The 21501-nt window shown below is 69.0% G+C and carries 15 protein-coding genes; 2 read left to right on the forward strand and 13 right to left on the reverse strand.

Translation table 11 applies throughout. From position 1 onward, the window contains the following. Window positions 1–262 precede the first annotated feature (262 nt). The 10 genes from AB2385_RS06410 to AB2385_RS06455 form a co-directional block, all read right to left on the reverse strand. On the reverse strand, window positions 263–3898 hold the full coding sequence (locus tag AB2385_RS06410) for an AAA family ATPase (protein WP_367654122.1): 3636 nt from the start codon (window positions 3896–3898) through the stop codon (window positions 263–265). Further along, window positions 3895–5130: an exonuclease SbcCD subunit D gene (locus tag AB2385_RS06415; RefSeq protein WP_367654123.1), complete on the reverse strand. Its 1236-nt coding sequence runs from the start codon at window positions 5128–5130 to the stop codon at window positions 3895–3897. The genes AB2385_RS06410 and AB2385_RS06415 overlap by 4 nt, the downstream gene beginning before the upstream one ends. Window positions 5131–5495: 365 nt before the next feature. Beyond that, complete coding sequence (locus tag AB2385_RS06420) at window positions 5496–6032, reverse strand: PolC-type DNA polymerase III (RefSeq protein ID WP_367654124.1); 537 nt, start codon at window positions 6030–6032, stop codon at window positions 5496–5498. 112 nt (window positions 6033–6144) lie between these two features. Further along, a complete protein-coding gene (locus AB2385_RS06425) occupies window positions 6145–6540 on the reverse strand; it encodes a hypothetical protein (RefSeq protein WP_367654125.1) in 396 nt (131 codons plus the stop codon). 168 nt (window positions 6541–6708) lie between these two features. Beyond that, on the reverse strand, window positions 6709–8091 hold the full coding sequence (locus tag AB2385_RS06430; protein WP_367654126.1) for an ABC transporter substrate-binding protein: 1383 nt from the start codon (window positions 8089–8091) through the stop codon (window positions 6709–6711). 38 nt (window positions 8092–8129) lie between these two features. After that, entirely contained in the window at window positions 8130–8957 is an 828-nt protein-coding gene (locus AB2385_RS06435) for a carbohydrate ABC transporter permease (RefSeq protein WP_367654127.1), read from the reverse strand. Continuing rightward, the gene (locus AB2385_RS06440) at window positions 8954–9886 is read right to left on the reverse strand and encodes a carbohydrate ABC transporter permease (protein ID WP_367654128.1); all 933 of its coding nucleotides are present in this window, start codon (window positions 9884–9886) and stop codon (window positions 8954–8956) included. Before AB2385_RS06440 ends, AB2385_RS06435 begins: the two co-directional genes overlap by 4 nt. A gap of 228 nt (window positions 9887–10114) precedes the next feature. Then, window positions 10115–11488, reverse strand: a complete 1374-nt coding sequence (locus AB2385_RS06445; RefSeq protein ID WP_367654129.1) for an ABC transporter substrate-binding protein — start codon at window positions 11486–11488, stop codon at window positions 10115–10117. 62 nt (window positions 11489–11550) lie between these two features. Then, window positions 11551–12378 carry a carbohydrate ABC transporter permease gene (locus AB2385_RS06450; RefSeq protein WP_367654130.1) on the reverse strand — a complete coding sequence of 276 codons (828 nt, stop codon included), beginning with the start codon at window positions 12376–12378 and terminating at the stop codon, window positions 11551–11553. Continuing rightward, complete coding sequence (locus AB2385_RS06455; protein ID WP_367654131.1) at window positions 12375–13301, reverse strand: carbohydrate ABC transporter permease; 927 nt, start codon at window positions 13299–13301, stop codon at window positions 12375–12377. The genes AB2385_RS06450 and AB2385_RS06455 overlap by 4 nt, the downstream gene beginning before the upstream one ends. Window positions 13302–13607: 306 nt before the next feature. Here AB2385_RS06455 and AB2385_RS06460 point away from each other — a divergent pair, with 306 nt between their 5' ends. After that, window positions 13608–17045: a pyruvate carboxylase gene (locus AB2385_RS06460; protein WP_367654132.1), complete on the forward strand. Its 3438-nt coding sequence runs from the start codon at window positions 13608–13610 to the stop codon at window positions 17043–17045. 117 nt (window positions 17046–17162) lie between these two features. Here AB2385_RS06460 and AB2385_RS06465 read toward each other — a convergent pair whose 3' ends face one another. Further along, window positions 17163–17891 (reverse strand): MerR family transcriptional regulator, encoded by a 729-nt coding sequence (locus tag AB2385_RS06465; RefSeq protein WP_367654133.1) that lies wholly within the window; start codon window positions 17889–17891, stop codon window positions 17163–17165. Between the two features lie 132 nt (window positions 17892–18023). Here AB2385_RS06465 and AB2385_RS06470 point away from each other — a divergent pair, with 132 nt between their 5' ends. Continuing rightward, complete coding sequence (locus AB2385_RS06470; protein WP_367654134.1) at window positions 18024–18884, forward strand: Hsp33 family molecular chaperone HslO; 861 nt, start codon at window positions 18024–18026, stop codon at window positions 18882–18884. Window positions 18885–18983: 99 nt separating this feature from the next. Here the strand turns inward: AB2385_RS06470 and AB2385_RS06475 are convergent, their stop codons facing one another. Both AB2385_RS06475 and AB2385_RS06480 read right to left on the reverse strand, forming a co-directional pair. Continuing rightward, on the reverse strand, window positions 18984–20312 hold the full coding sequence (locus AB2385_RS06475) for an ATP-binding protein (protein WP_367654135.1): 1329 nt from the start codon (window positions 20310–20312) through the stop codon (window positions 18984–18986). A 60-nt stretch (window positions 20313–20372) separates the two neighbouring features. Beyond that, window positions 20373–20855, reverse strand: a complete 483-nt coding sequence (locus AB2385_RS06480) for a hypothetical protein (RefSeq protein WP_367654136.1) — start codon at window positions 20853–20855, stop codon at window positions 20373–20375. Window positions 20856–21501 lie beyond the last annotated feature (646 nt).

Here is a 21501-nt window from a genome sequence, read left to right on the forward strand (position 1 = left end):
TGCCCGGGGCAGCGGGGCTCGGCGCCCCGGCCGTATGAGCAGTGGTAACACTCTTCGGCGGAAGCCGTTCCGTGCCGCCGGGCAGGGCGGCTCGCCGCCGCTGGCGCGCACCGGCGGTTGTGCTCCTCGTCGGCCGGGCGTGCTCGCTCCGCTGCGCTCGCGCCGGCCTCCTGCGGAGCCTGAACCGGCGCCAGCAACGCGGCTTCGCTCGCCCTGCCCGGACCGGGGCACCCACGCGTACTGCCAGCCTCCGTGCGAGGCCTTACGCCCGCTCGAGGCGCAGGCGGCTGCCCCGGCCGCCGGGCTCGGCCGGCTCGACGATCACCCGGCGCTGGAGCCGGGCGCGCAGCTCGGCCACGTGGCTGATCACGCCGACCTTCAGGTTCTGGCCGCGCAGTCCCTCGAGGGCGGAAATCACCACGTCCAGTAATTCGGGGTCGAGGGTGCCGAAACCCTCGTCCAGGAAGAAGAACTCCAGCGGGTAGCGGCCCCGCAGCTGAATCTGTTTCGAGAGTGCCAGGGCCAGCGAGAGCGAGGCCAGGAAGGTCTCGCCGCCGGACAGGCTGGTCACCGCCCGGCAGACGCCGCCGTTGGCGTCGTCCCGGATCAGGAAGCCGCCGCCGGGCTCCGTGACCAGGGCATAGCGGTCGCGGGTGAGCTGGCCCAACTGCTGCGATGCATCCGCCGCCACCCGGCGCATCTGCTCCGCCGCAAGGAAGTCCACAAAGGCGTTGCCCTGAAGCACCTTGCGCAGCTCTTCCAGGTAGTTCACCTGCGTGCTCAGGGCCGTACGCCGCTCCTCCAGTTCCTGCCAGCGCTGCTGCTTGGCCAGCAGGTCGGCGAGCACCTGCTGCGCCCGGGCCCGTTCCTCGCGGCGCTCCTCGACGGCGGTGCGGGCCTGCTCCAGCCGGGCCGACCAGCCCTGCCACTCCGCCTCGGTCAGGCTCCGCCCGGCCAGCTGGTCCCGCAACTCCCCCTGGCGGCTCTGCAGCCGCACCCCTTCCTGCTCGTGCGCCTGGATCAGCGCCTCCAGCTCCGCCTGCCGCTGGGCGCTCCGCAAGGCCGACCGTGCGGCCTGTCCGTCCGGGAAACCCGCGGCTTCGAGGGCCGAGGCCAGAGCGGCTGCGGTCTCGGCGTCGCGCTGCGCCGCGAGTTCGGCCTCCCGCCGGGCGGCAGCCAGGGCCGACTCCGCCTGGCGGTGGGCCCGCTCGGCCTGGTCCCGTCGCTCGGCCGCGCTGGCCTCGTCCTCCTCCAGACGGCGGAGCTGCGCCTCCACGGCGGCCAGCTGCGGCGCCGCCGGCTGGCCGCCGGAAAGCCGCCGCCACTCGCTTTCGATCTCGCTCAGGCGCTGCCGCGCCTCCGCCAGCTCCACCTCACGCTGATGGAGCAGTTTCGTGTACTCCTGCTCCCGACGGCGCAGCTCTTCCAGCGTCCGTTCCTGCTCCTCCTGTTCGCTCCGGAGCGCTTCCAGCTGCTTGCGCAGGCCGGCCACCCGCCGGTCCGCCTCCGCAATCCGCCGCTGGGTCTCCTCCACGGATTCCGGCGTCATGTCGCCCCGGGCGGCGTCGAACTCCGCCTGCCGCTCCGCCAGACTCCGGGCAAGCGCCTCCACCTCGCCGTGCGCCTCTTCCACCGCCCGTTGCGCCAGATCGGAGCGGGCCATCCGGTCCGCGGCCTCGGCTGCGGCGCGGGAGAGCCGGTCGGCCTGCTCCTGCCGCTTCGCCTGCCAGGTGGTAAGCTCGTCCCGCCACGCCTCGAACCGGGCCCTGCGCTCCCGGTGGCCGGCGGCCTCCCGTTCGAGCGCGGCCTGGAGCTGCGCCGGCGGCAGCCCGCGCCAGGCAGCAGGCAGCTGCTCCTGCAGTTCGGCCACCCGGGCTTCCGCCTGTTGCAGGGCGGCCTCCGCCTCCGCCGCGCGCCCGGCTGCTGCCGCGGCCTGCTGCCCGTTGGCAATCCGCTGCTGGGCGGCCCGCTCCAGGGCCAGCTCCACCTCACGCAGCCTGGCCTCGGCCTGCTCGAGCTCCGCCTCGCGGGCCTGGAGGTCCGCGGCGGCCTCCGGGCTGGCGGGATGTGGATGCTCCCGCGATCCACAGACGGGGCAGGGGGCCCCCTCCTTCAACTCGGAGACCAGCGCCGCCGCGTGGGCCTGGCGCCGGGCCTCCGCCACGGCCGCCCGGGCCGCCTCCCGCGCCGCACGGGCGGCGTCCAGCTCCTGCCTGCGCTGAACCTCGGCGGCAGCCGCCCGGTCGGCTTCCTGCTGCAGCCGCGCAGCCTCACCGGCGCGCGCCTCGTACTCTTCGCGCCGCCGGGCCGCCTGCTCCAGCAGCACGGACAGGGTCCGGATCTGCTCCGCGACCCGGCTCAGCCAGGCCTCCTCGGCCCGCAGGTCGTCATCGCTCGCGGGCGGCTCTGCCTCCAGCTGCGCCACGGTCTGCTCAATCTCCCTGAGCCGGCGCTCCGCCTCGACCTGCAGGGCCCTGCCCTGCTCGGCCAGCCGCCCGGCCTTGCGCATCTCATCCTCCCGCTGACGAAGGCGCCGCTCGGCCTCGGTGAGGCGGACCTGCGCCTCCCGCAGCCGGTCGAGGCTGCGCACGGCCTGGCTGACCCGTTCCCTCAGTTCCGCCGAAACGTCCAGCGCCGCAATCTGCTCCCGCAGCCGCGCCTCCCTGGCGAGCAGGGTCTGGCGGTGTTCCGTGCCCGCAGCCAGCTCGGCGGAGACCTGGGCCAACAGGCCCTGGCCCTTGGCGACGCGCGCCGCCAGGTCTGCCGCCTTGCCGCGGGCCTCCGCCAGCGCCCCCTCCAGCTCGGCAGCCCGCTGCAGGTCCCGCTGCCGCCGGGTGAGGGCCGGAAACTCGTTTGCCCGGCGGGTCCTCGCCGCCTCGTGCGCCTCAACTGCCGCGTCCAGGGAGGCCGTGGCGGCGGCGAGGGCCTGCTCCGCCTCCGCCAGCCGGGCAGCCGACTGAGCCGCCTGCGCGGCGGCCTGGTCCCGGGCCTCCAGGTGGGGGCGCACTCCGTCCGCCCGGCGGGCGGCCAGCAGCTCCTGGCGCCACGCCTGGGCCTCCGTCACCTGCCCCTGCCATGCGGCCAGCCGCTCCTCCACCTCCCTGAGTTCCTGCTGCAGGTTCCAGACCCGCTCCCAGGACCGGAACTCGGCCTCCACACGGCCCAACTCCTCTTCTGCGGTCGTGAGCAGGGCCGCCGCGATCCCAAGCCGCTGCTCGGCGGCCGAAACGGCCTCGGCGGAGGCGTCTCCCAGCCCGGCCTGCTCCGACTCGACGGCGATCAACTGGCCGCGCACGGCTTCCAGCCGCTGCCGCAGCCGCTGGTGGAGCTTGTCGCCGTACTGCTCCAGTGCGAAGATGCGCTGCAGCATCTTCGTGCGCTCCGCCCCCGTGAGCGTCAGGAACTCCGCAAACTGCCCCTGGGGCAGCACCACGGCGCGGGTGAAGTCTTCCACCTGGAGCCCCAGAAGGTCGATCACCCGCTGCGTCACCTCACGGTCCTTGTCGGCGAGCACCTCGTCGCCCGCCGGTGCGTCACCCGGCAGCGCGCCGTCGGCGGTGCGCACCCGGACCAGCCGGGCGTACTCGCTGCGGATGGAGGGGGTGTCCTTCTCGCGCTTGTAGGCGCGCTCCACGCGGTACGTCTCGGGGCCAAGGCCGAACGTAAACTTTACATAGAGCCGGTTCTCGGCATGGTTCATGATGCCGATGGTCCCCCGCTCCGCCCGGCCCACCCGGCCGTACAGCGCAAGGGTGATGGCGTCCAGAACGGTCGACTTCCCGGCGCCGGTGGGGCCGAAGATGCCGAACAGGCCGCCGTCCAAGAGCTGCGTGAAGTCGAGTTCCTGCTTCTCCCGGTAGCTCTGCAGTCCCGCAAATTCGAGCCGGATCGGCCTCATTCTGCCCCCTCCTCGTCCTGGTCGCTTACCAGTTCCAGGAAGAGCCGCACCAGTTCGTCCGGCGGCGTGCCGCCCCGCTCCTGCTGGTAGAACCGGATGAACTTCTCCTGCAGGCTCAGCTGCAGCTCTTCCCCGCCGACCGCCACCTCCTCCTCGACCGTCGGGATCACCGGGCGGATGTGGATGATGTCGGGCCGCAGGGTGCGGAGGCGGTGGATCTGGTCGAGGGTGAGGGGATGCTCCAGGTGGATCGTCAGGTCGATGAACGCGGTGGGATCCTTGCCCTCGCCGACCCAGCGCTCCACCTCGGCCAGGCCCCGGGCCTCCCACCTGACCAGCGGCCGCCCGGCGGTGATGGGAATCTCCCGCAGGGCGGGCGCGGAGTCGCCCGGACGGAGTTCCAGCACGGTGACGCCCTTGGTGTAGCCCGTCTCGCTGAAGGAGAACGAAAGCGGCGACCCGGAGTAGCGGGTGACCGCCGCCGCCCCGTGGATCTGCTGGGGGCGGTGCAGATGGCCCAGCGCCACGTACTGGGCGCCCGGGGGCACGGCGTCGGCGTAGACGGTGTACGCGCCGCCCATGTGGATCGGCCGCTCCACGTCGCTGGTCTCGGCCCCGCCGGCCATGTAGATGTGGCTCGTGACCAGGCGGACGGCACCGGGGTGGAAATGCCGCGCCGCCGCCGCAAGCCAGCCCTTCACCTGGTCAGAGTAGAGGGACTGCAGTTCCTCCTCGCCCAGGGTATCGGCCAGGAGCTGCTTCAGGCGGGACTCGGAGGGATAGGCCAGCGCCAGGACCACCGCCGGGTGGTCCACGCCGGGCACGGTGAGTTCCACCCACCCCGGCCCGGCGGCGACCCGCTGCACCCGATCGGAGCCCGGGGTGTGGGTGCCGGGGTCGTCATAGGGGTAGCCGAAGAGGACGGCCCCGTGCCGCTGGGCCAGGGCCCGCACTGCGGTGAGCCGGTCCGGCGAGTCGTGGTTGCCCGCGATGACCACCACCGCCCGGCGTCCCCCCTCGCCCAGCCGGGCGAGGGCCTCGCAGTACAGCTCCTCGGCGCTGGCCGGGGGGTTGACGGAATCGAACACGTCGCCCGCGATGAGCACCAGATCGATGGCCTCATCCCGGACGATCGCACACAGCTCGTCCACGAACTTCTCGTGCTCTTCCTGCCGGCTGCGGCCCTCCAGGGTGCGGCCCAGGTGCCAGTCGGCGGTGTGGAGGATTCGCACGGGCCTGTCCTCCTCTTGCGCAAGTTTGTTCGGGGAGAAGTTCTTGGTGGAACGGGTGTTCTCCTTCCCCGCCTGCGGGTGATTCGGTGGATGAGAACAGGTCGCAGTTCCATGTGTAGAGATTGCCGAAGCTGGAATGTTCTGGGTTTCCGTGCGCGGCGTCGCCCTCTCCCCGCTCCTGCAGCAGGCTCAACCGAACAAGCCGTGACACGTCCAGGTCATCCAGCCGCCAGGAGGAGAGCTCGTCCTTCGTGCGGGCGCACTCCTGGCAGAGGGGCTCCCGGCGGGAACGCCCGGTGAAGTCCTTGCGGGGAAACACATGGCCGCATTCGGGGCAGACCAGTTCCCTGAACTTGCGCGCCACGTCACTCCCCCACTGCCAGGCCTCGCTCCTCGGCGGCGGCGACCAGCAGGTCCAGCAGCCGGGCCGTGGCCCGCACGTCGTCCAGCGCCCGGTGGTGCCTGTCCGCGGCGATTCCCCAGTGGTCCAGCAGGGCCTCGAGCCTGTGGCTGGGCAGGCCGGGAAAGAGCCGGCGGCTCAGCCGCATGGTGCAGAGGACGGGACCGCCGTACGGCGGCAGCCCCGCCCGGGCCAGCTCCTGATTGAGGAAGCGCAGGTCGAAGGCGGCGTTGTGGGCGACCAGGAGCGGCTGGTCATGCAGAACCTCGGCCATGAGCCGTTTGATGGCCAGGGTGGTGGGCGGGGCGTCGGCCAGGTCGGCGTCGGTGATGCCCGTAAGATGCGTTATAAATGAAGAAAGCGGACGACCGGGGTTGCAGAGCGACTGGAACTCCACGGTGCGGTCCCGCTCAAAGCGGACAGCAGCAATCTCCATCACGCGGTCGGTCGTCCGGAGACCGGTGGTTTCGAAGTCCAGCACCACGTAGGGAAGACGTAACATGGGGCAGCCTCCTCCAGGTCTCTCCATCGCTGCCGGGTGACTTCCCTGGAGGAGGCCGTGATTCCTGCTGTGCGTGACCGGCGGGCCGGAAGACGGCGCGGCAGGCCCGCCCTTACGGAGTCTCAGGCCATTCGTCGCCAACCGTGATGGGCTCCGCAACTTCGTCCGTCTTGGCGTCCACGAAGAAGGTGACGTTCGGGCCAGGGTGGAGGCTCTGCACGATCCAGGTGCTCCGCGGCCGTCCTTCCCCCTCGCTGTCGCTCAGGTAGGCGGGCACGTAGTCCGGAACCAGGATGGCGTCGAACTCCCTCCCTTCCCGAGCCGCGGGCGGGATCAGGGCGATCGCCTGCCCGGGCGAGTTGACCGGCCCCGCCGGCGCATGCGCAGCGACGGACTGGCCCGGGTCGCCCCGGCTGCCAGTCTCGGTGCTCGCAGGCTCGGAGCCGGCCGTCTCGCCCGGTGTCCCGGGATCGGACGGGCGCAGGGTGCAGGCCGTGATCAGCAACATCAGCACCCCGAGGAGTGCGGCCAGTGATGCCCCCGGTTCGGCGGGCTGAGGCTGTAAGGGAGGGCGTCGCCGAAGGGTCGCTTGACGCAGCACACATCTGCGGGGCCAGGTGCGCCGTGCACCGTGAAAGGGAGCCCGGGCAACGCTCGCCCGGGCTCCACCCCTTTGCTACTGCGCCTGCGTTGTCCGGTTGTAGTCCTCGATGCCCTTGGTGATCTCCTCCGCCGCCTTGGCCAGTGCCTCCGACGCCGTGGCCTGGCCCAGGATCACCGACTCCATTGCCGCCTCCACGATCTGGCGGGCCTGCGGGAAGGTGCCGATCACCGCGCCCTGGGTCACCGTGGTGAGCGGCGAGGACCGCAGCTGCTCGATGGCCGTGATGAACTGCGGCCGCTGGGTGTGCCAGTCCTTCAGGATCTGCTCGTCGTAGGCGGCCTTGCGGATCGGGAAGTAGCCGGTGGCAATCGACCACTCGGCCTGAACCTCCGGCCTGGTCAGCCACTTCACGAACTCCCAGGCAGCCCACTGTTCTTTCAGCGGCTTGGTGTTCGTGATCCAGAGCGATGCGCCGCCGATGATCACGCCGCCGTTGGCCCCTTCCGGGCGCGGCAGGAAGGCCGTGCCGATCTCGAACTTATCGCCCACGCCGGCGAGGATATTGCCCAATGCGGCCGTGGAGTCCATGGTCATGGCGACGCGCCCGGAGGAGAAGGCCGCCTGCGTCTCCGCCGTCCGGCGACCCAGGTTGATCGCCACGCCCTCGTCCACCATCTCCTTCAGCCAGTTCACGAACCGCTCGCCCTCGGGCGAGTTGATGATCGCCTTCGTGGCCCGGGCGCTGCGGCCGTTATCGTTGTCCACGTAGTGGGCCCCCTGCACCGCCAGGAACTGCTCGAAGAACCAGCCGTAGAGGGCGATGCTGGCGCCGTGGCGGGTCTCGCCGCCCTGGGTGACCGTCAGCTTGCGGGCGTACTCCTTGAACTCCTCAAAGGTGCGGGGCGGCTGTTCGGGGTCGAGCCCCACCTCCCGGAAGGCATCCTTGTTGTAGTACACAATCGGCGTGGACGTGTTGAACGGCATCGAGTAGAGGCGCCCGTCGAAGGTGTAGTAGCCCAGGATGTTGGGCTCGAAGTCCTCGGTGGAGAAGCCGTCGGCGTCGATGAAGTTCTGCATCGGGGTGATCATGCCCGAGTCGATCATGAAGCGGCTGCCGATCTCATACACCTGCATGATGGTGGGACCCTCGGGGCCGGCCGCCCGCAGTTTCTGCAGGGCGTCGTCGTAGCTGCCCTGGTAGACGGCCTCCACCTCCACCCGGTCCTGCGAGCTGTTGAACCGCTGTACCAGCCGGTCCACCGCCTCGCCGGCGACGCCGCCCATCGCGTGCCAGAAGGTGACCTTCACCCGCTCGCCGGGCTGGATCTCCACCTTCTGAAACTCGCCGTCCGAGCCGGCGCCGCCGCCTCCGCCGCTGCGGGTGCAGCCGGCCAGCAGGGCCAGGATCAGCACCAGGGCCCAAAGGGTCAGGAATGGACGTCTGAATCCTCTCACGTGAAAACTCCTCCTCTTCACGAGAGTTGCGTAAGCCGCTACCCCTTGATGCCGCCGGCCATCAGCCCGCGCACCAGGTAGCGCTGCCCCCACAGCAGGATGACGAGGGCGGGCAGCATGCAAAGCACCACGCCGGCCATGATGCGGTGGTACTGCATCCCCTCCTCGTTCATGAGGAAGCGCACGCCGATCTGCACCGTCCGCATCAGCCGGGTGTTGGTCACCAGGAGCGGCCAGAGGTACTGGTTCCAGGTGTTCAGGAACGTGTAGGCACCCAGGGTGAGCAGGCCGGGGCGGGCGAGGGGCAGGGCGATGGACCAGAAGAAGCGGAACCGGCCGCAACCGTCAATGCGGGCTGCGTCCTCCAGCTCCCGGGGGATCTGCAGGAAGAACTGCCTCAGCAGGAACGTGCCGAAGGCGGTCGCCAGGAAAGGCAGGATCAGCCCCGGGTACGAGTCCAGCAGCCGGAGCGACCGGATGGTCAGGTAGTTGGGGATCAGGGTGACCTCCCAGGGCACCATCATGGTCGACATGAACAGAGCAAAGAGCGCCGCCCGGCCCGGGAACCGCAGGAAGGCGAAGGCGTAGCCCGACAGGCTCGCGGTGGCGATCTGACCGAGGGTGACGGCCGCGGACACCACGAGCGAGTTGAGCAGGTACCGCCCCACGGGCACGGTGCGGGCGACGTCTGCGTAGTTGGCCCAGTTCGGGGTACTGGGCACGAACCGGGGCGGGAAGGTGTTGACCTCCGCCGGGGGCATGAGGCTGATGGAGACGGCGTACAGAATCGGGAACACGATGATTACGGCGGCCACCGTGAGGGCCACATACAGAAGCAACCGGTTCAGTCGGGCGGCGAGGCTCACTGGTAATGCACCCGCCTCTCCCCCAGCCTGAACTGGATGTACGTCAGCACCACCATCACGATGAAGAGCAGAATCGCCTGTGCGCTGGCGGAGCCGAACTCGTACTGGCGGAAGGCCACCTGGTAGATGCGGTAGACCACCGTGTTCGTGGCATCCGACGGCCCGCCCGCCGTCATGATTTCGATCTCAGCGAAAACCTGGAACGCGTGGATGACGCCCACCACGGCGGCGAAGAAGAGCGTCGGGGAGATCATCGGCAGCGTGACGTAGCGCGTCTTCGCCCAAAATCCCGCGCCATCCACCACCGCCGCCTCGAGAAGTTCATCCGGCACGTTCTGCAGGCCGCTCAGCATCAGGACGAAGTTGAACCCGAGGCGGAGCCAGATGCTGACCATCCCCACCGACAGGAGCGCCCACCGGGGATCGGTGAGCCAGTGGATCGGGGCGATGCCCACCAGCCCGAGCAGATAGTTGACCATGCCCGACACCGGGTTGAGCAGCATCACCCAGATGGTGCTCCCGATGGCGGCCGAGATGGCCAGCGGCGAGGAGAAGATGAGCTGAAAGATGCGGGTGCCCTTGAGCGGCTGGTGCGCCAGCAGGGCGAGCACGAAACCGAGGATGAGACCGACGGGAACCGTGTAGAGTACAAAGAGGAGCGTCACCCCCATGCTCTGCAGGAACGTGGACGAGAGAGCGTTCGCGTAGTGCTGCAGCCCCAGGAAGACCCGGGGCCGGCCCAGCGGGTCGGTGAGGAAGAGGCTGAGGTAAATGGAGCGCACGATCGGGTAGAAGGTGAAGATGGCGAGCAGAGCCAGGCTGGGGGCGAGGTACAGGTAGGGCTCCAGCCGCTCCGACCACCGGACCCGCGCCCGCGGGGCCGGCTCGGGCAGCCGGGGCCGCACCGCTCGCTCCGGAAGGCTGGCCAAGTGCTTTCCCCCTTTCGACGACATTCCAGGGAATAATTCTTCCTTCGGAGCGCAGGCTCCTGCACCAAGAGTACCCCTTTTCTGTAATATCGCCCTACTATGATGAAGCGCTCTGGCGCGACAATGGCCCCGGCCAGGTGCATCGGGGCACAAAAAGCAGGGGGGCTGTCCCGGTTTGCCCGTGGGACAGCCCCTCGTCGATTGCGGTGTACGCTTGTGCGCAGTCCGTTACTGGACCGTCATGTTGTACTCTTCGATGCCCTTGGTGATCTGAGCCTCGGCGTCGGCCAGCGCCTGCTCCGGCGTCTTCTGGCCCAGCACCACGGCCTCCATCGCCTCTTCGACGATCTGGCGGGCCTGCGGGAAGGTCCCGATCACGGCGCCCTGGGTCGCCGTGGTCAGCGCGGAAGCGTGCAGCTGCTCAATCGCGGTGGTGAACTGCGGCCGCTCCGCGTGCCACTCCTTCAGGACCTCCTGCTCGTAGGCCGACTTGCGCACCGGGAAGTAACCCGTGCGAATCGACCACTCGGCCTGCTGCTCCGGCTCCACCAGCCACTTCACGAACTCCCAGGCCGCCTGCTGCTCTTCCTTCGGCCGGGTGTTGGTGATCCACACGGAAGCGCCGCCGATGATCACGCCGCCTTCCACACCCTCAGGCCGGGGCAGGAAAGCCGTGCCCACCTCGAACTTGTCGCCGACGCCGGACAGGATGGTGCTCAGCACGGCGGTGGAGTCGAGGGTCATCGCAATGCGGCCGGCGGAGAAGGCCGCCTGGGTGTCGCTGGTCTTGCGGCCCAGGTTGATGGCCGAGCCGTCGTCGATCATGGCCTTCAGCCACTCCATGATCTTCAGGCCCTCGGGCGTGTTGATGGTCGCCCTGGTCGCCCGGGCGGAGCGGCCGTTATCGTTGTCGACGTAGTGGGCGCCCTGAACCGCCAGGAACTGCTCGAAGAACCAGCCGTACCACGCGATGCCGGCGCCGTACCGGGTGTCAGTGCCCTCGGTCTTGGTCAGCTTCTTGGCATACTCGTGGAACTCCTCCATGGTCTTGGGAGGCTTCTCCGGATCGAGCCCGGCCTCGCGGAAGGCGTCCTTGTTGTAGTACACGATCGGCGTGGAGGTGTTGAACGGCATCGAGTACAGCCGCCCGTCAAAGGTGTAGTAGCCGAGGATGTTCGGTTCCAGGTCGCTGATGTCATAGCCCTCGGCGTCGATGAAATCCTGAATGGGGGTGATCAGCCCGGAGTCGATCATGAACCGGCTGCCGATCTCGTAGACCTGGATCATCGTCGGGCCGTCGGTGCCGGCGGCCTTCATCTTCTGCAGAGACTCGTCGTAGGTGCCCTGGTAGACCGCCTCTACCTGGATGCGATCCTGCGAGTTGTTGAACTTCTGGACGAGGTAATCGACGGCTTCACCATTCTTGCCGCCCATGGCGTGCCAGAAGACGACCTTGATCTTGCCGCTGGACTGGGGCGCTGCCTGCTGCTGCGTCTGGCTCCCTGACGGCGTGGTCGTGTCCGTGCCGCCGGACTTGGTGCCGGAGCTACCGCCGCAACCGGCCAGCAGGCTCAGCGCGAGGAGGAGCGCAGTCAGGGTCATGCCGGTTCTCCTGGTGCGTTGGAACATAGATTCGCCTCCCAACTCGACAAGATGTAGCCAAGCTACCCCTTCACGCTACCGGCCATCATGCCGCGCACGAGGTAGCGCTGACCCCACAGGAGGAAGACCAGGGCAGGCAGCATGAAGAGCACCACGCCCGCCATGATCCGGTGGTACTGCAAGCCTTCCTCGTTCATCAGGAACCGGGTGCCGATCTGGACCGTGCGCATCAGGCGGCTGTTGGTGACGAGCAACGGCCAGAGGTACTGGTTCCACGTGGAGAGGAAGGTGTACGCCCCCAGCGTGAGGAGGCCGGGCCGCGCCAGCGGCACGGCGATGGACCGGAAGAAGCGGAATCGGCCGCAACCGTCGATCCGGGCCGCCTCCTCCAGTTCCCGCGGAATCTGCATGAAGAACTGCCGGAGGAGGAAGGTGCCGAAAGCGGTGGCCAGGAACGGCAGGATCAAGCCGGGGTACGAGTCAAGCAGTTTCCACGACCGAATGGTGAGGTAGTTGGGGATGATGGTGATCTCCCAGGGCACCATCATGGTGGACATGAACAGCGCAAACAGCGCGTTCTTGCCCCAGAACTTCATGAACGCAAACGCATAGGCCGAGAGGCTGGCCGTGAGCACCTGGCCCAGCGTCACGGCGGTCGACACGATCAGGCTGTTGAGCAGGTAGCGAAAAATCGGGAACGACCGGGCAACTTCCACGTAGTTGGACCACCGGGGCGAGGACGGGATCAGCGTCGGCGGGAAGGTGTTCACCTCCGACGGGTCCATGAGGCTCGTCGAGACGGCGAAGAGGATGGGGAACATCATCACCAGTGCCGCCAGGATCAGGGCGAGGTAGAGCAGCACCTTGCTGAAGCGGTCTGCGATTATCACTGGTAGTGCACCCGCCTTTCACCCAGTCGGAACTGGAAGTATGTGAGGATGACCATCACGATGAAGAGCAGGATCGCCTGAGCGCTGGCCGAGCCGAATTCGTACTTCCGGAAGGCTTCCTGGTAAATCTGGAAGACGACCACGTTCGTCGCGCCCGAGGGACCGCCGGCGGTCATCATGTCAATCTCGGTGAAGACCTGGAAGGCGTGGATGACACCCACCACCAGGGCAAAGAAAATCGTGGGGGAGATCATGGGCAGCGTGACGTGGATGGTGCGAGCCCAAGGCCCGGCGCCGTCCACCAGAGCTGCCTCGTAGAGCTCCTCCGGCACGTTCTGCAGGCCGCTCAGCATCAGGACGAAGTTGAACCCGAGGCGGAGCCAGATGCTGACCATGCCCACGGCCCACAGCGCCCATTTGGGATCGGTCAGCCACCGGACCGGCTCAATGCCGATCAGCCCCAGCAGGTAATTCACAATACCAGAGACCGGGTTCAGCATCATGAGGAAGATGGTCGCACCCGTGGCCGCCGATACGGCCAGCGGCGAGGAGAAGACCAGCTGGAAGAAGCGGCTGCCCTTCACCGGCTGATAGGCCAGCAGGGCGAGGATGAAACCCAACACGAGCCCGACGGGAACCGTGTACAGCACGAACTTGAGCGTGACGAGCAGACTCTGGAAGAACCCACCTGTGAGCTGCGTCGCGTAGTGTCTGAGCCCGATGAACACTTTGGGGTTCCCGAGGGGGTCGGTAAGGTAGAGACTCAGATACACGGAGCGGATGATCGGGTAGAAGACGAAGATGGAGAGCAGGATCAGACTGGGGGCGATGTACAGGTAGGGTTCCAGACGCTCGGCCCAGCGACCCAGTTTCCAGTTACTTCCACCCTTTGAGCGAAAAGCTGCCTCGGTCCCGGCGCGCAATAGGTGTCACCCCGTTCTGCCGTGATGTGCCAGTCTGTGATGCACCAGAGTCTCAAATGTAAGTTCTTCTCACTACTCATGTTTCCTTCCACTTCGATGTGTATTAATTCGAGGAGGGATGATTGGGCACATCGATCGATTCAGGGATGTACGGTTCTTGTCGAAGATATCTAGTGCTTCTGTCTACCGCTGCAAACATCTATGTATTTAGACTTTTGCTAATAACTCCTTGAAGGGTTTGTTGTGGAGGAATCCACACAAAGGGGGCGAATACGATTGCTTTAATACATTAAAGGGGTGAGAACCATGCCAGCCTTCCGCCGCATCCTGGTGGCCAACCGGGGTGAAATCGCCATCCGTATCTTCCGCGCCTGCACGGAACTGGGGAAACAGACCGTGGCGATCTACTCCGAGCAGGACAGCTTCTCGCTCCACCGGTACAAGGCGGACGAGGCCTATCTCATCGGCGAGGGCAAGGGGCCCGTCGAGGCCTACCTCGACATGGAGGGGATCATCCGGCTGGCACGGCAGCACGACGTCGACGCCATCCACCCCGGCTACGGGTTCCTGGCCGAGAACGCCGCCTTCGCCCGGCTCTGCGGGGAAAACGGCATCGCCTTCATCGGCCCCGATCCCGAACATCTGGAGATGTTCGGCGACAAGGTGGCCGCGCGCCGGATCGCCCAGGAGGCCGGCCTGCCCCTGCTCCGGGGCACCGACCGCCCGGTTGCATCCACCCGGGAGGCGCTCGCCTTCGCCCGGGAGGTGGGCTACCCCGTCATCGTCAAGGCCGTGCTGGGCGGCGGCGGACGGGGCATGCGGGTGGTCCGGTCCGACGCCGAGCTGGTGGCCGCGCTGGAGCGGGCGGGCTCGGAGGCCCGCGCCGCCTTCGGCTCGGGCGACCTGTACCTGGAGCAGTACGTGGAGCGACCCCGCCACATCGAGGTCCAGGTGATGGCCGACCGCTACGGCAATGTGATCCACCTCTACGAGCGGGACTGCTCGGTGCAGCGCCGCCACCAGAAGGTGGTGGAGATCGCCCCTTCCCTGGCCCTCACCGAGCCCCAGCGGCAGGAGATCTGTGGCGCCGCCGTCCGCCTCGTGGCCCGGGTGGGCTACGTGGGCGCGGGCACCGTCGAGTTCCTGGTGGATCAGAGCGGCCGCTTCTACTTCATGGAGGTCAATCCCCGCATCCAGGTGGAGCACACGGTCACCGAGGAGATCACGGGGCTCGACATCGTGCAGGCGCAGATCCGCATCGCCGAGGGGGCCCGGCTGGACGAGGCGCTGGGCGTGGCCTCCCAGGCGCAGGTGAACCGGCACGGCTACGCCATCCAGTGCCGGGTCACCACCGAGGACCCCACCAACGACTTCCTGCCCGACACCGGCCGCATCCTGGCCTACCGCTCCCCCGGCGGGCCGGGGGTAAGGCTGGACGGCGACAACGGCTTTGCCGGGGCCGAGATCGGGCCGTACTACGACTCGCTGCTGGTGAAGGCCACCACCTGGGGCCTCACCTTCGAGGCCGCCGCGGCCAAGATGAGCCGGGTGCTCCAGGAGTTCCGCATCCGCGGCGTCAAAACCAACATCCCGTTCCTGCTGAACGTCGTCCGCCACCCCCGCTTCCTGGCGGGCGACCTGGACACCAACTTCATCGCCAACACGCCGGAGCTCTTCCAGTTCGCGCCCCGGCGGGACCGCGGCACCAAGCTGCTCCGGTACATCGGAAGCGTGGTGGTAAACGGCGGGCCGGGCGTTCCACCCGGGGCGAAGCCGCCCGCCCGGGGCCACGTGCCCATCCCGCAGGTGGACGGCCCCGTGCCCTCCGGGGCCCGGCAGGTGCTGCTGGAGCGGGGGGCGCAGGGCTTCGTGGAGTGGATCCGTTCCCAGAAGCGCCTGCTGGTGACCGACACCACGATGCGGGACGCCCACCAGTCGCTGCTGGCCACCCGGGTGCGCACCCGGGACATGCTGGCCATCGCCCCCGCCACGGCCCGGCTGGCGGCGGGCCTCTTCTCGCTGGAGCTCTGGGGCGGCGCCACGTACGACACGGCCCTGCGCTTCCTGAAGGAGGACCCCTGGGAGCGGCTGGAGCTGCTCCGGGAGGCCATCCCCAACATCCCGTTCCAGATGCTCCTGCGCGGCGCCAACGCCGTGGGCTACGCCAACTACCCCGACAACCTGGTGCAGGCCTTCGTGAAGGAAGCCGCCGCGGCAGGCATCGACATCTTCCGCATCTTCGACTCGCTCAACTGGCTGCCCAACATGCGGCCGGCCATCGAGGCGGTGCGCAGCGAGGGCAAGGTGGCCGAGGTCGCCCTCTGCTACACCGGCGACATCACCGACCCCACCCGCACCAAGTACGACCTCAAGTACTACGTGAACCTCGCCCGGGAGCTGGAGGCCGCCGGGGCGCAGATCATCGCCATCAAGGACATGTCGGGCCTCCTCAAGCCCCGGGCGGCGACCATGCTGATCTCCGCCCTGAAGCAGGAGGTGGGCGTGCCGCTCCACCTGCACACCCACGACACCGCCGGCACCGGCCTGGCGACGCTGCTGGCCGCCGCGGCGGCGGGGGTCGACATCGTGGACGCGGCCCTCTCCTCCCTCTCGGGCCTGACCTCGCAGCCCTCGCTCAACACGCTGGTGGCGGCGCTGCAGGGCGACGAGCGTGACACGGGGCTCGACCCCGCCGGCCTGCAGCAGCTGGCGGACTACTGGCAGGAGGTCCGCCGCTGGTACGCCCCGTGGGAGTCCGGCCTGGCCGCGACGTCCGCCGAGACCTACCTGCACGAGATGCCCGGCGGGCAGGTCTCGAACCTGCGGCAGCAGGCGGCGTCGCTGGGTCTCGGAAACCGCTGGCCGGAGGTGGTCCAGGCCTACCGGACGGCCAACCTGGCCCTGGGCGACATCGTGAAGGTCACGCCCTCCTCCAAGGCGGTGGGCGACCTGGCGCTCTTCATGGTGCAGAACGGCATCCGCACCCCCGAGGAGCTGATCGAGCGGGGCGAGAGCCTCGCCTTCCCCGAGTCGGTGGTGCACCTGCTCTCCGGGTACATGGGCCAGCCTCCGGGCGGGTGGCCCGCCGACCTGCAGCGGGTGGTACTCAAGGGCCGGGAGGCCATCACCGTACGGCCGGGTGAGCTGCTGCCGCCCATCGACTTCACGGCGAAGCAGCAGGAGCTCTCGGAGAAGCTGGGCCGCCCTGCCAGCCGGCGGGAGGTGCTCTCGGAGATCATGTTCCCCGGCCTGGTGGAGGAGCTGGCCCGGCACCAGGAGGAGTTCGGCAACACGGCGGTGGTGGACACGCCCACGTTCTTCTACGGGCTCCGGCCCGGCGAGGAGACGCGGGTGGAGATCGAGCGGGGCAAGACGCTGATCATCAAGCTGATCGACGTGCGGGACCCGAAGCCCAACGGCATGCGGGAGGTGCTCTTCGAGCTGAACGGCTTCCCCCGGGAGGTCGAGGTGCCCGACGCCCGCCTGGCCGAGGCCGGCGTGCGCCGCCCGAAGGCGAGGAAGGGCGACCCGAACCAGCTCGGCGCCTCGATGCCCGGCAGGGTGGTCAAGGTGCTGGTCTCCCCCGGCGACGAGGTGGCCAAGGGGGTCCAGCTGGTGGTCACCGAGGCGATGAAGATGGAGAACGTGCTCACCGCCCCCCGGGACTGCAGGGTGGCCGAGGTGCTGGTCCGGGAGGGCGACCGGGTGGAGGCCGGCGACCTGCTCGTGCGGCTGGAGGGTTGATCGGGCGCCCCTCACCGGCGACCTGCCCGTCCGGCGCGCGGAGCGGAATGAACGGCATGGCGAAGGCCGGCGGCCGCCTCGTGGGGTGGCCGCCGGCCGCTGTGTGGTTCCGCTCCTCTAATCGTGCGAGACCGCCTGCTTGATGTACCGGTAGAGTTCGCCATCCATGCCGAAGATCAGCCCCGCATCGGGGTTCTCCCGATAGTACCGCTCCGCCGCCTGCGTGAGCGGTTCGTCGGCAGGCAGCAGCGCCCCGGTCGCCTCCTTCCAGCGCCGGGCCAGGGCGATGACCTCGGGGTCGTCCGGCGGCTTGCCGGCGCTCAGGCAGCGGCGGAACTCGGAGACCAGCCGCCGGCCTGTTTCGAACAGCCGCTGCTGCTCAGCAGGGTCCAGCGCCAGGTAGCGCCGCCGCAGGTCCTCCACCTGTTCCCGGCGGAAATGCGGGCTCCGCGTGAGGGTCAGCGCGTGGGCCACGGCCATGATCTCCTCCGTGGAGACCGGCCGTCCACGCTGCAGGTGTTCGTAGATGCGCCGCACGCGGTCCCGCACCTCAGTCAGCGCCGCGATCTCCGCGTCCAGCCTGTTCAGCTGCAGCTCCAGCATCTCCCGGGGGTCAGCGCCCCGGTCGCTGATCATCGCCCTGATCTCGCCCAGCGAGAAGCCGAGCTGCTTGAGGGAGATGATCTGCAGGAGCGTGCGCACGTCCTCATCCGAGTACACCCGGTGCCCCGACTCCGTGGTGTGCGACGGCGAGAACAGGCCGATCCGGTCGTAGTGGTGCAGCGTCCGCACCGTCAGCCCGACACGCCGGGCCAGTTCGCCGATCTTCCAGCCGCGCCCGCTCACCCGCCTCCCCCTTCCGCAGCGCCGCGCCCTCCGCCGCAGCTTTCGCCATCTCCGGGGGTTGAACCTGACGTAGCGTCAGGTTCTATACTCGGTGGCGAACCAGCCTGGTGGAGAGCGAGGGGATGTCTTGTCATGGAAAACTATATCATCAGGACGCTGGCCTTCAACCGCAGCGTCCGGATCATGTTCGCCGAGACCACCGGCATCGCCCGGGCCGTCTGCAGTCAGGGACAGGTGAGCGGCCGGGCCCTGCGCGCGGCGCTGGCCACCACGGTGACGGCCGCGGGCCTGCTCTGCGGCACCTTGAAGGACCACCAGCGCCTGAGCCTCAAGGTGGGGGCGAGCAGGCCGGGCTGCCGGATCTTCGCCGAGGTCGACTCCGGCGGCAACGTCCGGGGCTACCTCAGCGACGAGTGGCAGACGGTTCCTGCACCCGAGATCGCCGGGTTGTCGCTGCCGGAGCTGATCGGCACCGGCGGATCCCTCCAGGTGATCAAGGACCTGGGGATGTACCGGGGGTTCACGGGCATCACCGACATGCCGTACGGGAACATCGTGGATGACCTCGCCCACTACTTCCGCCAGAGCGAGCAGACACCCACCTGCTTCGTCTGCCACGTGGAGTTCGACGGGGACGACGAGATCGTCGCCTGCCGCGGTGCGATGGCGCAGCTGCTGCCGGGGGCGGACGAGGACAGCCTCCGCGAGGTCGAGGGCATCCTCCGCGCCCCCGCGGTAGCAGACCCGGAACGGCCTGTGTCCGAGCTGCCCGCGCTGCTGCCGGCCGACACGGCTCTCCTGGGCATCGCCCCCCTTCGGGCGTCGTGCGGCTGCTCTCGGGAGATGTTCTACCCCATGCTGATGAGCCTGGGCGTGGCGGACCTGAAGGATGCGGTGGCGTCCAACCGGAGCCTGGACGTCGTCTGCCACGCCTGTGGCTGCCGGTACTCGTTCGCGCCCGAAGAGGTGGCCGCGCTGCTCCCCCGGAACTAGCCCCTGACCTGGCGGGCGACGGATGTGCCGACGGTCTGTCCCGCGGTTGACGGCATGACAGAGAGACCCGGCCGCCCGGGGGTGGGCGGCCGGTCGCCGTTACTTCCGTTTCGCCTCCAGTTCATCCACGAACTGCCGGGCGGCGCGACCCGAGAGCCCGTTCTGCCACAGGGCCCAGCGCCGGGCGGCGTCCCGGAGCTCCTCCCGCCCGATCGGCAGCCCCCGCCGGGCGGCCAGGTGCTCGACGATCGCCAGGTACTCGTCCTGGTCCGGACGCAGGAACAGGATCGTCCGGCCGAACCGGTCCGCCAGCGAGAGCCGCTCCTCCAGGGCGTCCTGGCCGTGCACCTCCGCCTCCTCGGGGCTGCTGCGGTCGGCCCAGCGCTCGGGCACCATGTGCCGGCGGTTGGAGGTGACGTAGAGCAGCAGGTTGGGCGGGCGCCGCTCCAGGGCCCCCTCCAGGAGCGATTTGAAGGCCCGGTAGTCGGCGTCGTCGGCCTCGAAGGTGAGGTCGTCCAGGAAGAGGATGAACCGCTGCGGGTGCCGGCGCACGATGCGGTAGAGTTCGCCCAGGCTCCCAAGTTTGTCCCGACCCACCTCCAGCAGCCTCAGGCCGGACTCGCCGTAGCGGGGCGCCATGGCGCGGACCAGCGAGGACTTGCCCGTGCCCCTGGGGCCGTAGAGCAGCAGGTTCTGGCCGGCGCCGCCCCGCAGGAAGGCTTCGGTGTTCTCCCGGACCGCCGCTTTCTGCTCCACCAGCCCGGCCAGGTCGTCCAGGTCCACCAGGTCGGGCTGATCGACCACCTGCAGCCGCTCGCCGTCCCACGTGAGGAACCAGGAGCAGGCCACGACGCCGCAGCCGTGGGTGCGGTGGAACCCGGCCAGCTCGTCCACCATGGCGGCCCAGTCGTCTGCGCCGGCCAGCCGGCGGGCCATCTCCCGGAAGGCCGGCGCGAGGAAGGGGCCGGCCGGCGTGGACAGGCGGCCCGAACGGGCCGGATGGTTGGCGTCCGGGGAAGTCTCCCTGACGCCGGACCAGGTCGGGAGTCCGCCCTCCGGCCATTCCCCGGCCAGGGCCCGGCACCGCGGGCCGGAGAAGGCGAACAGCTCCCGCAGGATGCGCAGGTCCCAGGCGGCGGCCTCCCGCAGCGGGGCCGGCACGGCGCCCGCCGCGGCCGCCCGCGTGAACGCGTTCTCCGCCCGCAGCACGTGGTGGAGCAGATAGTCCTGCCAGGCGTCCCCAGTGGGGCCCGCAACCGGTTCGAGCGCGTACAGGGTGCGGACCAGCCCGAGGTAGGCCGTGCGCACCCGCTCGCCGCCCCGGGGCATGGCGGTCAGAAAGTCCGCCATCGCCTTGCCAGGCGATGTATCCAGCAGGGTGTGGTAGAGTACAAGGGATTCAACGCTCGCTCGCGATGGTGCGGCCAAGGCAGGCTCCCCCTTTCGGTGGGGGGATATTGGCGAAGGGCCCGCCCAACTCCTGCCCGGCTACTTCCCCTTGCGCTCCAGCCGGTAGATCTTCTCGTCCAGTTCGAGCCACTTGGCGCCCAGGTACTGCAGGTGCTCCTCGATGCGCTTCAGGCGCGCCTCCAGGTCGGTGGCACGCCCGCCGCGGGCGCCCCGGCCGTGCGGAGCACCGCCGTGGGAACCGTGCGATCCGCCGCAGCGGCACTCAGCGTCGGGATCCCCCGGCCCGCCCTCGTGGCGGCCGGGGCCATCCTGTTCACGGCCGCCCCATTCGCCGGTGTCACCGCCCGGCTCGCCGCCCGGGACGCCTTCCGGTGCCGGGTGATCACCCTCGCCGCGCTCTCCGCCCTCCTCCTCCGCCTGGTCCATCGCAGACATCTTGGCGCGCAAGGCCTCCACATCGCCCTGGACGTCTTTGATCTTGTACCGCAGCTCCCTCACCTCGCCAATCAGCCCCTCGAGCCGGTTGAAGCTGGCCTTCAGGAGCTCCGTGGTCTCATCCATACTGACACCCCCGCCCGCCTAGTATGCCCCGCGGGTCAGCCAGCCCAGCGGACAGGTCAGCCGCCAAGGCAACGCGGCAAAGACGGACAGGCCGTTGTACTCAGCAGACAGCAAATCCAGCGGCAAGGATGATGCCGGGGCAACAAGCCAGGAGGCCGGCCAGGCGGCGTGGTGCGCGCCGGGCCGGCCCTCCGGGGCCCCGTGCGTGGCTCAGTTGCTCGACAGGCTGCCGGTAAAGGTGCTCCGGCTGCCGCTCGTCTCGTGGAGAGAGAGGTAAGCCCTCCAGGTCTTGCCCTGCCACGCGACGTCCTTGAAGTACCCGCCGGGGCCTTCCCAGCCGTCCTGCTCCAGCGCTTCGAGGCAGGCAGAGGCCGCCGCCTCGTCCACACCGTCGCAGGTGAGCTCGTCTGTAGGAGTTCGTGATCGAATGCCAGGGGTCCTCGAGTTCGACCCACTCCCCACCGTCGACCCGGACGCGCGCGCAGACCTGGTAGCCGTAAAGCTGACCAGACCCATCTGCACGCTTCACCTGGCTGGCCGCCAGGAAAAGCGGGTCGTGGGTGAAGTGGAGCGGCAGCCCTACCACCTGCTCTTCGGGCAGGTTCTTGACGCGGCCCAGGGTCGTCGTAATGGTCACGTTCTGCGG

This window comes from Symbiobacterium sp., from assembly GCF_040797425.1.
Taxonomy (GTDB): domain Bacteria; phylum Bacillota; class Sulfobacillia; order Symbiobacteriales; family Symbiobacteriaceae; genus Symbiobacterium.

Bases quoted from the DNA above. Each gene is read 5' to 3' on its own strand.
- AB2385_RS06425 (WP_367654125.1), bottom strand. From the start codon at position 6,540: ATGTTGCTGATCACGGCCTGCACCCTGCGCCCGTCCGATCCCGGGACA.
- AB2385_RS06445 (WP_367654129.1), bottom strand. From the start codon at position 11,488: ATGACCCTGACTGCGCTCCTCCTCGCGCTGAGCCTGCTGGCCGGTTGC.
- AB2385_RS06480 (WP_367654136.1), bottom strand. From the start codon at position 20,855: ATGGATGAGACCACGGAGCTCCTGAAGGCCAGCTTCAACCGGCTCGAG.
- AB2385_RS06470 (WP_367654134.1), top strand. From the start codon at position 18,024: ATGGAAAACTATATCATCAGGACGCTGGCCTTCAACCGCAGCGTCCGG.
- AB2385_RS06410 (WP_367654122.1), bottom strand. From the start codon at position 3,898: ATGAGGCCGATCCGGCTCGAATTTGCGGGACTGCAGAGCTACCGGGAG.
- AB2385_RS06460 (WP_367654132.1), top strand. From the start codon at position 13,608: ATGCCAGCCTTCCGCCGCATCCTGGTGGCCAACCGGGGTGAAATCGCC.
- AB2385_RS06420 (WP_367654124.1), bottom strand. From the start codon at position 6,032: ATGTTACGTCTTCCCTACGTGGTGCTGGACTTCGAAACCACCGGTCTC.